Source organism: Pontibacter virosus, from assembly GCF_003096355.1.
GTDB classification, from domain to species: domain Bacteria; phylum Bacteroidota; class Bacteroidia; order Cytophagales; family Hymenobacteraceae; genus Pontibacter; species Pontibacter virosus.
Genome location: NZ_QEKI01000006.1, coordinates 36,632 through 51,206, shown reverse-complemented (window position 1 = coordinate 51,206; position 14,575 = coordinate 36,632). Strand labels below are relative to the sequence as shown.

Below are 14,575 nucleotides of genomic sequence, written 5' to 3'. Positions count from 1 at the left end.
GTAGATTTTTAAGCCGAATGCCATGTTAATGACCCTCGACCACATCAGCATCCATAGCCCAATTGATAGCTTTGTTGACAGCCTGGCTGATCGTAACCTGACCTGCTATGCCACCGACCTGTTGGAGAAACAAGGCTGTCAAAACCTGCAGGAACTGAGCGAAGCAGTGAAGCGGGCCACTGAGGTGTGTAATTGCATGCATGTGCCGCTTCAGGAAAACTTTAAAGTAGTATACCGTTCACGAAACGGGGAGGTGGTGCAGGATTGGCGGTTGTCACGCATGGCCTATTTGCTTACCGCTCTCAACGCCGATTCGCGCAATGCCTTTGTGGCGCAACTGCAACTCGAAATGGTGCACCAGATGCTACGCCATACCTGATCACTGCAGAGACTCTTGCAACAGACTTTCTTTCTGCAGGACCTCCCTCCAGCCAAACTGCAAGCATAGGCGCTCAAAGTGCTGTGGCATAGGTGCTTTTATCTCAATTATACTTCCTTGTAATGGATGGGTAAATGCCAGCAATGCTGAGTGCAGGTGCATGATTGGAGATTCCAGTAGCTCGCGGAACATCTGGTTATGGCGCCAGTCCCCGTGCCGCTTATCACCTACAATGTAGTGTCTGATGTGCGCAAAATGTTTCCGAATCTGGTGCATGCGCCCTGTTTCTGGTTGTATTTTTACCAGCGAGTAGCGGGCCGTGCTGTAGCGTCCGACAGGTATAGGCAGTTCAACAGTGGCTAAGCGTTCGTAGTGCGTCACTGCATCTTGCGGCGCTTTGTGCTTGTGGTCTTTGTCAGGACGGATGGGACTGTCGATCGTATCTTGTTCCGGGGTATAGCCACGCACAATGGCGTAGTACACTTTATCTACCTGTTTGTCTTCAAATGCTTTTACAAGCGGTGTAACGGCTTCCGAGTTTTTAGCAAAGAGTAAAACGCCGGAAGTGCCGCGATCGAGCCGGTGTGCGGCGTACACAGGATGCCCCAACTGATCGCGCAGCATCTGGAGGGCAAATTCTTTTTTCTCCTCCGCAATGCGGGTTCTGTGTACCAGTAAACCATTGGGTTTATTCACCGCTACATAGCTTTCGTCCTCGTATATAATCTCTAGCACCTGAACTTATTTTTTGGCAAAGATAGCCATATAGTTAGAACTGAACTGAAAGCTGCCTATACTTGCCGAAAATTTACAAGTAGAATACACAGCATGGCCATATCGTTTGACAACCTTCGGAAAGGGAAAAAGTATGTGATGGAGAATTACGGTGAGCGCTTTGAGTTTCAGGTGCTGGACATGCCCGAGGAAGGAAACTACCTGGTAAAAGACCTGCATACGCTGGACGTGTTCATGCTGAACGACCTGATCCGCTATGGGCGTGGCAAAGACTTCGACATGCAGGAACTGTAGAGTCAGGTGCTCCTGGTAACTTTCCCTTTCAGGTCCCAATGGCTGCGCACCACTTTACCGGTTTTGTTATCGCGTATAATTTTGCGGACATAGCGCTCTCCTGAGATCGCCCCATCTTCCAGCCGCTTGCCAATAAACAGAGTAACTGCCTCACCATTTTCGTTGGTGATAAAGGTCAGGTCCTTACCATTGTAATGCTGGTCCAATTTACTGTCGGGTGCATACAGTTTGTCCAACTTCTCGATTAGTTTCGGTCCAAGTGCCATGCGTTTAGCTTTGGTCTGTTTCCGTTCTAAATTTCAATTAACTAATAAAAGGCTTAACTGCCGGCACCAGGCCTGGGCATCCTTTGGGTTATGGAAAACCTCAAATTCGATGCTATTCACCGTCAGGTCGTTGATCTGGTTGAATATTTTGTGCGTAATCAACTCCTGGAACACATCGATAGGTGTTACGCGCGCAAAACGCTTTAGTGAAGTTTGCTCTAAACGGCTAGCTGCCAGCTGTGCCAAGGCGCGTTGCATCGAAATATCTGGCTGAAATCCGATGCTGTTATCAGTCACCCAACTCGCCGCCTGATTTGTGATGGCCATATCCAACCCCTTGTCGTAACCGCTCAGGAGCGCGTCTTCGTCTGGTGGCAGCAACCATTTCAAGTATACCTGGTTGATGTTGGAATTGTAACTGATCTGACAGTAATTGTCCTTATATTGCTTCATGTAAGTTTTTAAGTCAATGGGCAGTATTAATACAATACTATTAAGTGGAACTATAGTTCAATATTCCTTAGCTTTAAAGGGTTATTATTTGGATAGTTCAATGAATGAGTTAAAGCTGGTAACTTTAAGCCTATTGCATAGGTAAAAAATACAAGAAGAAGTTAAGGTATACTTTTACTATGCTATATGTACATGAAAATAAAGAGCAGTTAGTGCATACATCTGACTTTCTGGAAATCAGCGTGAATCCGGAAAATGAAATGTTGCTATCAAACTGGCAAGGTTGGCTGAACTCTGAAAAAGGTCATACGGGCTGTTTGAAAATACTTGATTTTGTGAAAGAGTATAGGATTACTAAAATCCTGAACGACAACTCGAAGGTGACAGGCCACTCGGGTGATACCGAATGGATGAACAGAGTCTGGATACCCGGCTTACGCGATGCAGGTGTAAAATACTTCGCCTGGGTGTATTCCTATGAATTCTTCACGCAACTCGAAATTGACAATACGGTAGACAGAAGCACAGGCATTGCCATGCGTACTTTCTTTCTTCCCGACGATGCCCGTCAGTGGCTGCAGGTTTTTTAACCAGGTAGTACTTCTTTCGTATACCTTGTTACAAACTCACCTAAGCTATGCAGCCAAACCAGCACGCAAATCACTTCTATGTATACATACTGGGCGATCAGTCCCAGCCACAGCTGAGCATTGGCATTTCTGAAAACCTACTGCAGCAGATGGCTGGCAATGGTAGCCAATCCGGACAATTCAAACTGGTGTATTACGAGCACTACGACCTGGAGGAAGTAGCCCGGGTTCGGGAGTATCGCATCAAATCAGCAGCACCTGAAGATCATTTTCGCCTTGTAGAATCCATGAATCCCAATTGGCTTGATCTGACAGATACGCTGAGCTAATTTATTCAAGACCCATTCTCTCACTATTTTCCATTATGTTTGTCACAGAACGCTTTACCTTATACCTGGTCAGGTATAGTTTAGCGTGCCATGCATTTGCCGGAATCTAGCCATCGCAATGAAAAAAAAGCTGCAGCAGCCAAATGAGAATATACGCATGCAACTACTGGTGTTGGTAGTGGGCTTGCTGCTGCTGTTTGCCAAGTTTCTGGCCTATTACCTCACAAACTCCAACGCTATTCTCACAGATGCTCTGGAATCAATCATCAATGTGGTGGCCGGTGGTTTTTCGCTCTATAGTCTGGTGCTATCTGCGCGGCCAAAAGACCTGAATCACCCTTACGGGCACGGCAAGATCGAGTTTGTGGCCGCTACGCTGGAGGGTTCCCTAATCCTGGTGGCAGGAGGGGCGATCATTCTCAAGTCCTTCTATAATCTGTTTGAGCCTCAAGTCATTTCCCGACTCGATGCCGGTATGTACCTCATTGCAGTATCAGGTGTCATCAACTTTATTGTTGGGTATATAACGGAGCGGCGGGGCAACAGCGCCAATTCCATGGTACTGGTGGCTGGAGGCAAGCACCTCAAAACCGATGCTTACTCTACAGCGGGTATACTCATTGGTCTGCTGCTACTATACCTTACCGGCCAGGTATGGCTGGACAGCGTGGTGGCCATCTTGTTTGGTGCCTTCATCTGTTACACAGGCTACCGTATCCTGCGGGCTTCGCTGGCGGGTATTATGGACGAGGCTGACTACGAATTATTGCAACGTATCGTGCGGGTGCTGAACGATAACCGGCGCGAAAACTGGATCGATATTCATAACCTGCGTGTGATCAAATATGGCAATACGCTGCACATAGACTGCCACCTGACAGTGCCATGGTACCTCACCGTATTAGAGGCGCATGAAGAAGTGGAGGCTGTCGGAGCGCTTGTGCGGGAACAGATCGACCCGGATATTGAGCTTTTCATTCATACTGATCCTTGTATAGAAGTATCTTGTCCTATTTGCACCAAAGCAGATTGTAAGGTCCGGCGGGCACCTCCCAGAAAAAGGGTGGAGTGGGATTTGGACAAAGTGATTGCCGACAAAAAACATGGCATTTAGCCTCCAGATAAACCATAAGCGCTCGCGTTAACTGGGGACGTGGAAATTTTTAACAAAAACCTATACCGAGCGGTTAATTTTGCGTAGCCAATAATAAGGCTTGTGGCGTATGGTTCGAAAATATACATATCTTTTAATCCCATTTTTACTGTTGCTCTGGAGATGCACCGAATCCGGAGGGGAGCAACGTACTTTTTTGCAGCAAAGTGCTTACAGCTACGGCGATAGCCCGGATACCCTCGGGCTTACTAAAGCAACTTTTGCCGGTGGCTGTTTCTGGTGTACGGAAGCCTATTTTGAGAGACTCAAGGGCGTGGACCGTGTAGAATCGGGTTATACAGGTGGGGGTGAAGCACAACCTACCTACGAACAGGTTAGCAATGGAAGAACGAGCCATGCCGAGGCAGTACGCATTTGGTACAGGCCCGATGTCATCACGTACCGGGAACTGCTGGAGGTGTTTTTTGCCACACACGACCCGACCACTTTAAATCGGCAGGGACCCGACGTAGGCAAGCAGTACCGATCAGCCATTTACTTTCATGATGACCAGCAGCGAAACCAGGCCCGCACCTACATGCGCGCTCTGGAGGATGCCGGCACATTCCGGAACAGGATCGTTACGGAACTCAAACCAGCTGGCAAATTTTGGATTGCGGAAGACTATCATCAGGATTATTACCGTAATAATCCTGACGACCCCTACGTCAGATCTATTGCCTATCCGAAGGTTGTGAAGTTTGAAGATGCTTTCCGTAGTAAGCTGAAGGACAGTTACTTGAAGCAGCAGTAACAAGCCAATTCAATAAGATTTTTTAACAGAAAATATCCATAAAAGTTTGTATCCGTATTAGGACAAAAAAATGTCACTAAATCACTACAAATTATGGACTTTATACTCAATTTACTGGTAAGCGCTGGTGTTATTCTGTTGCTTGCCTATGCACTGCCACAAGTGCACGTGAAGAGCTTTCTGACGGCTCTATGGGTGGCTTTCCTGATTGGTCTGTTCAATGCGACTGTCGGTTGGCTGCTGCGTGGTATACTTAATCTGGTTTCATTTTTTCTGCTCGAAGCCATTATAGGATTGATCGTTACGGCTTTGATGATCAAGCTGGTTGATAAGCTGGTGGGCAATTTTAAAGTAGATGGTTGGTGGCCAGCCTTTGTTATTGCCATCGCAACAGCCATAGCCCTGGCGCTGCTTGGCTGGGCAAGGGGTGGAGACGAGGAATATGCGAAGCTCGATAATAAGCCAAAGCTGGAGCAGTATTTAGCTCAGTCAGAGAACATAGGAGAAAATACAATCCGACTCGTTTAACGATATTCAATAGGTATGGAAAGTAGCCAGACACCATCTCTGGCTACTTTTTTTTATAATCAGAGATATATTGAATTCAAATAACCCTTCATTATATTGTTTTAGCTATATTTAAGAGAATAAACACACGATCTTAATTATAGCATGAAAACATACTTTGTTCTCTTCTTTTTATTTGTCCTTAGCTATCAGAGTGCCTACTCTCAGCAAATCAATTTTGAGCTAGATTCATTGGATGCGGTCTTAGTTAAGGCACAGCAACTACAAAAACCAGTTTTTATACTCGTTTCCGGTCCCGAAATATCCAAAGATGTTCCCAGGCAAATGCGTGAACAAATGATAGGATCGGGGCTTGAACATCCGCAGGTTACAGAGGCCTACAACACCCAGTTCGTCAATTTCAAAGCTCGCTACAGATCTACGGCAGGCAATCTTCTGGCCACTAAGTACAGCATTCGGGCATTTCCGACATTCCTATACCTGAACTCAGATGGCATTCTGATACACCGTAACCACGGAAATTATTCCTCGCCTCAACGCTACCTCGACGACATTAAAGCATTTCAGGACAAGCAAAACAGTACACACAACTTAAGTCATTTTCAGCAGGAATTTGAGAAGGGACGGAGGGATACCGATTTTTTAAGGCAATATCTGATTTTGCATAAGGAAATGGGAGTGGAGCCCGATGCAAAATTACTGGACGCTTATGCTGGTAGTTTATCAGAGTCAGGTATAGCATCTTTCTCAGAAGTCATCTTTATTTTCGAATTTGGTCCGCTGGTGGGTAGTCAGGCGCACCGGTATGCCCGCCAAAACCAGAAACTTGTAGACAGCCTGTATAGCTCATTGCCTTATGCAAAGCGGGTGGAGATTAATAACAAGATCATTGTCAATACTATGCGGAATGCCATTGAAACGAAAGATAGAAGTATGGCAGAGCGCGGCGCTAGCTTTGCAAGAAGCACCTGGAACAATGATACAGCCCGTGGACAGCGAACGTATCTGAGTAACATGCTTAGTTTCTATAGAAGCACCAAGGATACAGCAAATTACATTCCGAATGCTATCGTTTACTATAACCGTTACTTTATGGCTATACCACAGGACTCTGCTGCCAAAATTGTAACCTCTGAAAAGCAGCGGCAACAAGCACGCATAGCGCCTGGAGCAGCCATGGCCGAAAATATGAGAGAAGCCGGCCAGACCACAGAGACCAAAGTGGTAACACGAATTGAAGCGGCGCCAAGTTCCTATACCATGGAGTTGAACAATGCTGCATACTACATGTACCAGACCGGCACCAAAAATAAAACAGCCTTGACCAATGCGGCAGATTGGAGTAAGCGCACAGTGGACTTAGATCCGACAGTTGCCTATTACCATACCTATGCGCTTTTGCTTTACCGATTGGAGGATTTTAAAGAAGCTGAAGCAAACATACAGAACGCTATCAAACTGGCTAAACAAAATAACACACCGAAAGATTGGCTACAGGAAGCCTTAATCAGAATCAGATCAAGGAAGTTGTAAGCAATCTAAGCTAGTCATGAAAATACAGCTACTTAACATAAAGTATATTATCAGTGACACTTATTATAGAGTATAAATGCTCGTATATAATCAGTCTTATAATTTATATTATGTTAAGTAGTAAATATGGCTAGCCCTGTATTTCCGTAAATTCACCTTATCAGTATAACTCTATACCATTCACCCATCACATGAAAACTAGATTAAGCGCTATCTGGATTGCGTCTCTTTTAACCTTCGGTTGCTCTAAAACTGAAGTTGAACCGAAACCCGAAACTTCTCCAGAGCTTGCCACATTTGAATTCACCTTGTCTTTTAAGCCCGCCTACATCAACACAGCAGAATTTGAGCTGATTGTAGCGCAAGAAAATGGTTCTGTTCTCCTCGACACCTTGCTAACAGCATCTGAAACACATTGGATCAAACTGAAGACTGATGACCAAACCTTTGATGTAACAACCATTACAAGTAACGAAAGCATTCAGGGACCTGACTACCATTTGATCAGGACGTATACAGGAGTTAACCCCGATAAATGGATGCTTAACGAGAATCTGAACTACTCAGTGAATACCTATAATGAAGAAACCACGCTGAACAGTAAAGTTCGCTATACTAATCTACCTTATAATTATGGTGGTTTTTCATTCCACTCAACTCTGTTAGGCAGCTATACGGCAGGTACATCCAGCCAGTCCCGTGACATTCAAATCGGTTCTTATACAAGAATATTCCCTAATAACTATACCTATTTGTTACTGCCAGACTTAGGAAAATACATTTATAGCGCAGCCAATGACTTTGATGTAACCGTAGATTATTCAACAGCAGGCACGCTCGAAATGCATGATTTTGTAAAGCCAAACGGACTTTTGCTGCATTATGCCAATCTAAACGGCTACCATAATACAGGTAATTACGTCAATCCACTCCAAGTATACAATTCAGTAAAAGCTAAAACGAGTCATAATCTGATCAACCCTATTAAACATGACTTGATGGTCCCTCCTGCTCTGTTTGAGAGTTTTGAACTCAGCCTCACTTTTAGGAATTCAGTAAACAATGAACTCAATTACTATAAGTTGACGGAGGAAATTCCGACAGATCTTTCCTTCCTGAAAGAACCTGACTTTACGGTTGGGACTACCAATCCTGAAATTCTACAGATCACTACTGGACAGGATAAACCGACCAACTATACGCTGAACTGGTTTACGACAGACAGAAACAAACTCAATGCAGCCTGGCTTGTCACTTTACCGGACGAATCAAAATCGTTCAACGTGAAGGCCTACCAGCAAAGTTTACAGAAGTCCATCTTACTCAAAGACAAAGATTTAAGTGTGCTAAGGCTCAATTCGGTTCAATGGTCGAAGGCAACTAGCTATACCTATCAATCCTTTTTAGATTACTTGTTCGATCCGGAGGGTATGAAGAAGAAAGGCTTGAAGGAATTTACACGGTTCACAAAGAGCTTGTAAATAAGAAAGCAACAAAAAAAGGGAGCCCGTATTGGACTCCCTTTTTAATTTAGTATCTATGAAGATTAGTTCTTCAATTTCTTACCGATTCTCTCTGCATCAGCAGTACGCTTCAGACGCGTATAAACACGCTGCAGGTTGGCAAGTGTTGCCTGATCTTCTGGCTGAATCTCAAGGGCTTTTTCGAAGTAAGGCAGCGAAGCTTCGTAGTGCTTGATAGCCTGCTTCTCCAGAGCCGGACCTTTCTTCTTGTAAGTAGCGTAGTCCATCTTAGCAGCCTTGTTGTTGAATTCACTACCCTTGTTGTACTCGAGTACACCCAGGTTGAAGAATCCGTCGAAGTTATTTGGATCTACTTCTACTGCTTTCTTGTAGTTAGTGTAAGCAGCGTCGATGTTTCCTTTACGCTCTTCCAGGTTGCCGCGCACCGCATACAGGCTGGCGTTCTTAGGATCTGCTTCGATCGCTTTGTCCAGCTTCGCCATGGCCTCGTCAGCACGGTCGTTTTTCAGGTAGTAACGCAGTTCTTCCTGCATCAGGTATACACTGTTCGGGTGCTTCTCCAAGCCAGCAGCGATAGAAGCCATTACCTCATCGTCGCTTGCTTCGATGGCCTGCTGCAGCTGAATTTTGTTTTTGTAAACATCCTCTGTTGTGTGACCAATACCGATCAACTGATCATAATACTTTACTGCTGAGGCGTAGTCTTGCTTCGCTGTTGAAGCGTAAGCTGCATACAATACAGCGGTTGTATCTTTCGGATTAATCTTGGAAGCCATGTCATACTTGGCAATGGCATTGTCCCAGTCCTGGCTATTGTGGAATTCCACGGCCTGGTTCAGGATCTGACCATAAAGCAACTCCATACGCTCAGGCACCATTTTACCGAACTGACCGTTTTCACCGTCAATTTCAAGCGTTTTGTTGAATGAGGCGAGCGCCACTTCTGGTGTTTCCTCAGTAGCCAGTTTGCCATAGATCGGGTGACCGATCAGGTCCTGGTTGATTACACCGTGATAGAACCAGGTCTTCGCTTTATCCTGCGTCTTTTTATGCTCAGTTGCTTTGTTAATGTCAGCCAGCGCTTTGTCCAGCGTGCCGTTCTTATGGTTGAGCACGGCGCTGTTCACGGCCGAATTCTGAGCGACAGCAACCTGAACGCTTACGGCTGCCATGGCTGTCATCAGTATTTTTTTCATACTATTCAGAGATTGGTTTTTGTTTGTTTGTTAAACGATTAATAAATAAAATATAATTCCATTTACGGATTAAACTTCATCCTCAGCTACTTCAGGATCTATCTGAGTATCAGGCTGTAGAGAGTCCTCAGGCTTCAATTCTGACTGCTCCATCAGAGCTTCAGCAACTTCTTCTTCGTTCTCCATCTCTACTTTCGCTACAGACGAAATCTGGTCGCCTTCTGTCAGTTTGATCAGTCGTACACCTTGTGTGGCACGGCCAATCACACGGATATCAGCTACGCGAAGACGAATCGTAATTCCTGAACGGTTGATGATCATCAGGTCATCAGTATCAACCACGCCTTTTATAGCCACCAGTTTACCGGTCTTATCCGTCACGTTCAGGGTTTTCACACCTTTTCCGCCGCGGTTCGTTATACGGTATTCTTCCAGCAATGAACGCTTACCGAATCCGTTTTCGGAAACTACCAGCAGTTCCGTGCTCTCGTTCTCTACACAAACCATACCAACAACCTTGTCGTCCGGTCCGGCCAGCGTTACGGCGCGTACGCCCGCAGCGTTACGACCCATTGGTCTAACCTGATGCTCGTTGAAACGGATGGCACGCCCAGAGCCCAGTGCGATGATGATCTCGCTATTGCCGGTTGTAAGCTGAACATCCAGCAAACGGTCGCCTTCGTTAATCGTAATCGCGTTGATGCCGTTGGTACGTGGTCTTGAATAAGCCTCCAGCACGGTCTTCTTGATCGTGCCCTTTTCTGTACAGAATACCAGGTTGTGGTTCAGTACGAAATCCTGGTTCTTGAGGTCACGCACATTGATTACGGCACGAATCTTATCTTCCTTCTCAATGTTCATCAGGTTCTGAATGGCGCGTCCCTTGGTGGTCTTCCCTCCTTCCGGAATCTCGTATACCTTCATCCAGAACACACGACCAAACTCCGTGAAGAACAGCATGTGATGGTGCGTGCTGGCCACGAAAAGGTGCTCTGTGAAATCGCTCTCTTTAGATGCGGCTACACCTCTCGACCCAACGCCACCACGGCTCTGACTACGGTACTCGCTGAGTGACGTGCGCTTGATATAGCCTTCATGCGAAATGGTGATCACCATACTCTCTTCCGGAATCATGTCCTCGTAAGAGATATCGCCAGTAGAGGCTTCGATGCTGGTGCGGCGCCCGTCACCGTAGCGCTCTTTTATTTCGTTCAACTCATCTTTGATGATCTGCATGCGCAGGCCTTCGTCGTTTAATACAGAAGTCAGGTAGTCGATCAGTTTCATGATCTCAGCATACTCTGCCTGAATCTTGTCACGCTCCAGACCGGTCAGGCGCTGCAGACGCATATCAAGAATGGCACGAGCCTGGATCTCTGATAGCGCAAAGCGCTCCATCAAGCCGTTGCGGGCTATCTCCGGGTCACGCGACGAACGGATCAGGTTGATCACTTCGTCCAGATTGTCGAGGGCGATCAGCAAACCTTCTAATATGTGGGCGCGCTTCTTCGCTTCGTCCAGTTCGAACTGTGTTCTGCGGATCACTACTTCGTGTCTGTGCTCTACGAAGTAATGAATCAGCTCTTTCAGGTTCAGCGTCATCGGACGGCCTTTTACCAGGGCCACGTTGTTGACACCAAACGATGATTGTAAAGCAGTATACTTGTATAAGTTGTTGAGTACTACGTTAGGTATAGCATCGCGCTTCAAGTCATACACGATGCGCATGCCGTCACGATCCGACTCGTCCCGCAGATCCGATATGCCTTCTATTTTCTTATCGTTGATCAGGGCGGCGGTCTTCTCGATCAGGGAAGCCTTGTTCACCATGTAAGGAATTTCCGTTACGATGATCTGCTCCTTACCAGCGGAATTTGTCTCAAAATTGGCGCGCGCGCGCATCAGTACGCGACCACGACCCGTCTCGAAAGCAGCCTTTACACCATCATAACCATGGATGATACCACCTGTCGGGAAGTCAGGGGCCGTCACATAGTGCATCAGTTCAGCTACCGTGATCTCTTTGTTATCGATGTAAGCGATCGTTCCGTTGATCACTTCCGTTAAGTTGTGCGGCGCCATGTTAGTCGCCATTCCTACCGCGATACCGGACGTGCCGTTTACGAGCAGGTTCGGGAACTTGGCAGGCATCACAGACGGCTCTTTCAGGGAGTCATCGAAGTTAGGCACAAAGTCCACCGTGTTTTTCTCCAGGTCGGCCAGAATCTCGTCAGCAATGCGCTTGAGGCGGGCCTCCGTGTAACGCATCGCAGCCGGCGAGTCGCCGTCTATGGAGCCGTAGTTACCCTGGCCGTCTACCAGTGGGTAGCGCAGCGACCACTCCTGTGCCATACGCACCATGGTCTCGTATACCGAGGAATCACCGTGCGGGTGGTACTTACCCAGCACCTCTCCTACGATACGGGCTGACTTCTTATAGGATTTGTTATAAGATACCCCCAGTTCGGACATACCGTACAGCACACGGCGGTGCACTGGCTTCAGGCCGTCTCTCACATCGGGTAAGGCTCTGGAAATGATAACAGACATTGAGTAATCGATGTATGCACCACGCATCTCGTCTTCAATGTTGATCGGTATTATTCGTTCGCCTTCGTTCATGTTCAAGGTCTAAATAATAGTTTTTTGTTGGATAATATACTGATCAGGCAAAAGCCTGTAATATTCATTAATTCTTGCGCTGGCTCTTGTCGTTGGTACGCTTGCGAACCTCCCCTTTGTGATTCGGCAGTTTTTCGCCGATTTTAGGGTTCTGCTTTTTGTAAATGGGTTGGCCGCGATACTCCTGTTCGCCATGCAAGTGTTCCATGCGAACCTGACAAGAAGTGATCGGACACATGGGTTTACAGGATGAAACAGTTAGAAGCAGCAGAGAAGTGCTGAAGAGTAAAAGCAATCGGATTTTTGCCATGCATATCGGGTTAAGAAGAGCGCTCGAAATTGGTGTTTTGCTCCTGCATCCTAATCATACAAAAGTAGTAAAATTTGGATTAATAAACCAGCGTTTCAGGGTATAGTTTAGCTACCTGAAATACCGGAATTATACCTGTTTTGTGGCTCAGGCAGGGTGAAATCCATTGATTGTAAAACCACCGTCTACGGCCAGCGTCTGACCGGTGATATAGGCTGCTGCCGGCATGCATAGAAAGGCTACCGCACCTGCCACATCCTCTGACTTTCCAATCACACGCATGGGTGTCCTGACCAGTACTTCATGCAGGTATTGTTCGTTCTGCAGCACCGTCTGGGCAAGTGGTGTGCTGATGTACCAGGGGGCCACTGCATTAACACGAATTCCATCGGCGGCCCACTCCCCTGCCAGGTTTTTGGTAAGTTGCACAAGGGCCGCTTTGGTCATGCCGTAAATAGCACCGGTTTTCACGTGCGTAAGGCCCGCTACGGAAGTCACCTGTATGATATTGCCTTGTTCTGAGGCCTTCAGCAGGGGGTACAAGCTACGACTCAACTCAAAAGCGGAACGCAGGTTCGTACTCATTACAAAATCGTATTCTTCCGGTGTATAATCTGTTACCGGTTTGCGGATGTTGGTTCCTACGTTGTTCACCAGGATGTCAAGCTTGCCCCAATAGGTATGGACTTTATCGAGCAAGGCCTGTCGTCCTTCTGTTGTGCTTACATCGGCTACCAAAACTTCTAATCCTTCCGGAAACTTAGCCTGCAACTGCTGCAGGTCGTCTTCTTTGCGCGCCACAGCCAGCACCTCGGCGCCCAACCCGATAAACTCTTCTACAATCGCGGCGCCTATCCCTTTGGATCCGCCCGTTACAACGGCCTTTTTGCCGCTAAGCAACCATCTTGCTGATGTCATACGCATGGGTCTAGTCTTTATTTCCGAGAATACGGTGCAAATAAGCTTTCAGGTAATCGCCGTCAATCTCGGGGCGATTGTTGATTTCCTCGAACCGGAGAGAACCATCTTCTGCACGCCATACATGGTATACGAACACATACTGCCCCTTGCCTTCCTGCCAGCCGTCGAATTGCCCGAATCGCAGGTCTTTGATGTGTATGCCCTCCTTTACTTCTTCTACCGCATGGTATCCTTTGGTAATCTGAAGCAGACGCTCCGTTTTCGGATGCCCGCGGTATTCATCCAGCAGGTTTTCCTGGCGTGGCTCAAAGCTATATCTGATGTTCTGGTCCTGATCCAGCAGGGAGTAGAAACCGTTATAGAAGCCGTCCTCGGACGCTGCTGTTACAGACCAGAGCAGGGTGTTCATCGGGGTGGCTTTTACAATCTCTGATTCGTAGGGTATACCTTGTGCATTCAGGCTTTCCTTAAAAACACTTTTTGCATGGGCCTGTGCACCAAAAGAGAACGCAATGTAAAGCGAACTGATGATGAGCCCGGCATTATTCCAGAGCCGTCTTTTGGGGTTGCGCCTATCATAAAACAGCACGGCAATCACACAAATCAGGAATGGAATCGTGTACAACGGATCGATGACGAAGATGTTGTAAAAGGCAACACCGTAATTGGTGAAAGGCCAAAAGAGTTGGGTGCCCCATGTTGTGAAACTGTCCAGTATGGCGTGAGTTGTGAAGCCCAGGAAGAACAGCATGGTCCAGTCCCGGAAGGTGGCATGCTCATTTTTGTGGAGTCGCCAAAGCACCCAGCCAAGCAGTGGGGAGGCGACTATGGCAAAAAAGAATGAATGTGTCATGGAGCGGTGAAAGCTCAGTTGACCCACCATGTCCAACAGCGGATTGGCCAGCACATCTAGATCAGGTATAGTGCCGGCAATTGCGCCCCAGAGCAGTGCCTTGTTGCCCAGTTTTCGCCCAGCCACCGCTTCGCCCACGGCAGCTCCCAATACGATCTGCGTCAGTGAATCCATA

The 14,575-nt window shown here is 47.0% G+C and carries 17 protein-coding genes; 9 read left to right on the top strand and 8 right to left on the bottom strand.

What is annotated here, in order from left to right; translation table 11 throughout:
- Positions 1-22 precede the first annotated feature (22 nt).
- Positions 23-379 (top strand): hypothetical protein, encoded by a 357-nt coding sequence (locus tag C8E01_RS10755; RefSeq protein ID WP_243409530.1) that lies wholly within the window; start codon positions 23-25, stop codon positions 377-379.
- Here C8E01_RS10755 and C8E01_RS10750 read toward each other — a convergent pair whose 3' ends face one another.
- Positions 380-1,114, bottom strand: a complete 735-nt coding sequence (locus C8E01_RS10750) for a pseudouridine synthase (protein WP_116543419.1) — start codon at positions 1,112-1,114, stop codon at positions 380-382.
- Positions 1,115-1,207: 93 nt separating this feature from the next.
- On the opposite strand from C8E01_RS10750, the gene C8E01_RS10745 reads away from it, so the two are divergent.
- Positions 1,208-1,408: a hypothetical protein gene (locus C8E01_RS10745; protein ID WP_116543418.1), complete on the top strand. Its 201-nt coding sequence runs from the start codon at positions 1,208-1,210 to the stop codon at positions 1,406-1,408.
- Between the two features lie 2 nt (positions 1,409-1,410).
- Here C8E01_RS10745 and C8E01_RS10740 read toward each other — a convergent pair whose 3' ends face one another.
- Both C8E01_RS10740 and C8E01_RS10735 read right to left on the bottom strand, forming a co-directional pair.
- A complete protein-coding gene (locus C8E01_RS10740) occupies positions 1,411-1,674 on the bottom strand; it encodes a hypothetical protein (RefSeq protein WP_116543417.1) in 264 nt (87 codons plus the stop codon).
- 33 nt (positions 1,675-1,707) lie between these two features.
- Positions 1,708-2,127: a hypothetical protein gene (locus C8E01_RS10735; protein ID WP_116543415.1), complete on the bottom strand. Its 420-nt coding sequence runs from the start codon at positions 2,125-2,127 to the stop codon at positions 1,708-1,710.
- Between the two features lie 179 nt (positions 2,128-2,306).
- On the opposite strand from C8E01_RS10735, the gene C8E01_RS10730 reads away from it, so the two are divergent.
- From C8E01_RS10730 to C8E01_RS10700, 7 genes are all read left to right on the top strand, one after another.
- Complete coding sequence (locus C8E01_RS10730; RefSeq protein ID WP_116543413.1) at positions 2,307-2,717, top strand: hypothetical protein; 411 nt, start codon at positions 2,307-2,309, stop codon at positions 2,715-2,717.
- Between the two features lie 47 nt (positions 2,718-2,764).
- Entirely contained in the window at positions 2,765-3,046 is a 282-nt protein-coding gene (locus tag C8E01_RS10725) for a GIY-YIG nuclease family protein (RefSeq protein WP_116543411.1), read from the top strand.
- Between the two features lie 118 nt (positions 3,047-3,164).
- Entirely contained in the window at positions 3,165-4,160 is a 996-nt protein-coding gene (locus C8E01_RS10720; RefSeq protein ID WP_116543409.1) for a cation diffusion facilitator family transporter, read from the top strand.
- Positions 4,161-4,311: 151 nt separating this feature from the next.
- Positions 4,312-4,953 carry a peptide-methionine (S)-S-oxide reductase MsrA gene (gene msrA / locus C8E01_RS10715; protein WP_243409529.1) on the top strand — a complete coding sequence of 214 codons (642 nt, stop codon included), beginning with the start codon at positions 4,312-4,314 and terminating at the stop codon, positions 4,951-4,953.
- Positions 4,954-5,046: 93 nt separating this feature from the next.
- A complete protein-coding gene (locus C8E01_RS10710) occupies positions 5,047-5,481 on the top strand; it encodes a phage holin family protein (protein ID WP_116543407.1) in 435 nt (144 codons plus the stop codon).
- 144 nt (positions 5,482-5,625) lie between these two features.
- A complete protein-coding gene (locus C8E01_RS10705; protein WP_116543405.1) occupies positions 5,626-7,014 on the top strand; it encodes a hypothetical protein in 1,389 nt (462 codons plus the stop codon).
- Positions 7,015-7,205: 191 nt separating this feature from the next.
- A complete protein-coding gene (locus C8E01_RS10700) occupies positions 7,206-8,495 on the top strand; it encodes a hypothetical protein (RefSeq protein WP_116543403.1) in 1,290 nt (429 codons plus the stop codon).
- A 65-nt stretch (positions 8,496-8,560) separates the two neighbouring features.
- Here the strand turns inward: C8E01_RS10700 and C8E01_RS10695 are convergent, their stop codons facing one another.
- The 5 genes from C8E01_RS10695 to C8E01_RS10680 all read right to left on the bottom strand — a co-directional run bounded on the left by C8E01_RS10695 (position 8,561) and on the right by C8E01_RS10680 (position 14,574).
- Positions 8,561-9,694 (bottom strand): tetratricopeptide repeat protein, encoded by a 1,134-nt coding sequence (locus C8E01_RS10695; protein ID WP_116543401.1) that lies wholly within the window; start codon positions 9,692-9,694, stop codon positions 8,561-8,563.
- A gap of 69 nt (positions 9,695-9,763) precedes the next feature.
- Positions 9,764-12,316, bottom strand: a complete 2,553-nt coding sequence (gene gyrA, locus C8E01_RS10690) for a DNA gyrase subunit A (RefSeq protein WP_116543399.1) — start codon at positions 12,314-12,316, stop codon at positions 9,764-9,766.
- A gap of 67 nt (positions 12,317-12,383) precedes the next feature.
- Positions 12,384-12,626 (bottom strand): hypothetical protein, encoded by a 243-nt coding sequence (locus tag C8E01_RS21640; RefSeq protein ID WP_165820616.1) that lies wholly within the window; start codon positions 12,624-12,626, stop codon positions 12,384-12,386.
- A gap of 147 nt (positions 12,627-12,773) precedes the next feature.
- The gene (locus C8E01_RS10685; RefSeq protein WP_116543677.1) at positions 12,774-13,544 is read right to left on the bottom strand and encodes an SDR family oxidoreductase; all 771 of its coding nucleotides are present in this window, start codon (positions 13,542-13,544) and stop codon (positions 12,774-12,776) included.
- 10 nt (positions 13,545-13,554) lie between these two features.
- A complete protein-coding gene (locus C8E01_RS10680; RefSeq protein ID WP_116543397.1) occupies positions 13,555-14,574 on the bottom strand; it encodes a metal-dependent hydrolase in 1,020 nt (339 codons plus the stop codon).
- Between the last annotated feature and the right edge of the window lies 1 nt (position 14,575).

Excerpts from the sequence above, each read along its gene's own strand:
- gyrA (WP_116543399.1), bottom strand. The coding sequence starts at position 12,316 with ATGAACGAAGGCGAACGAATAATACCGATCAACATTGAAGACGAGATG.
- C8E01_RS10755 (WP_243409530.1), top strand. The coding sequence starts at position 23 with ATGTTAATGACCCTCGACCACATCAGCATCCATAGCCCAATTGATAGC.
- C8E01_RS10745 (WP_116543418.1), top strand. The coding sequence starts at position 1,208 with ATGGCCATATCGTTTGACAACCTTCGGAAAGGGAAAAAGTATGTGATG.
- C8E01_RS10700 (WP_116543403.1), top strand. The coding sequence starts at position 7,206 with ATGAAAACTAGATTAAGCGCTATCTGGATTGCGTCTCTTTTAACCTTC.
- C8E01_RS10725 (WP_116543411.1), top strand. The coding sequence starts at position 2,765 with ATGCAGCCAAACCAGCACGCAAATCACTTCTATGTATACATACTGGGC.
- C8E01_RS10685 (WP_116543677.1), bottom strand. The coding sequence starts at position 13,544 with ATGACATCAGCAAGATGGTTGCTTAGCGGCAAAAAGGCCGTTGTAACG.
- C8E01_RS10740 (WP_116543417.1), bottom strand. The coding sequence starts at position 1,674 with ATGGCACTTGGACCGAAACTAATCGAGAAGTTGGACAAACTGTATGCA.
- C8E01_RS10695 (WP_116543401.1), bottom strand. The coding sequence starts at position 9,694 with ATGAAAAAAATACTGATGACAGCCATGGCAGCCGTAAGCGTTCAGGTT.
- C8E01_RS10680 (WP_116543397.1), bottom strand. The coding sequence starts at position 14,574 with ATGGATTCACTGACGCAGATCGTATTGGGAGCTGCCGTGGGCGAAGCG.
- C8E01_RS10705 (WP_116543405.1), top strand. The coding sequence starts at position 5,626 with ATGAAAACATACTTTGTTCTCTTCTTTTTATTTGTCCTTAGCTATCAG.
- C8E01_RS10720 (WP_116543409.1), top strand. The coding sequence starts at position 3,165 with ATGAAAAAAAAGCTGCAGCAGCCAAATGAGAATATACGCATGCAACTA.
- C8E01_RS10710 (WP_116543407.1), top strand. The coding sequence starts at position 5,047 with ATGGACTTTATACTCAATTTACTGGTAAGCGCTGGTGTTATTCTGTTG.
- C8E01_RS10735 (WP_116543415.1), bottom strand. The coding sequence starts at position 2,127 with ATGAAGCAATATAAGGACAATTACTGTCAGATCAGTTACAATTCCAAC.
- C8E01_RS21640 (WP_165820616.1), bottom strand. The coding sequence starts at position 12,626 with ATGGCAAAAATCCGATTGCTTTTACTCTTCAGCACTTCTCTGCTGCTT.
- C8E01_RS10730 (WP_116543413.1), top strand. The coding sequence starts at position 2,307 with ATGCTATATGTACATGAAAATAAAGAGCAGTTAGTGCATACATCTGAC.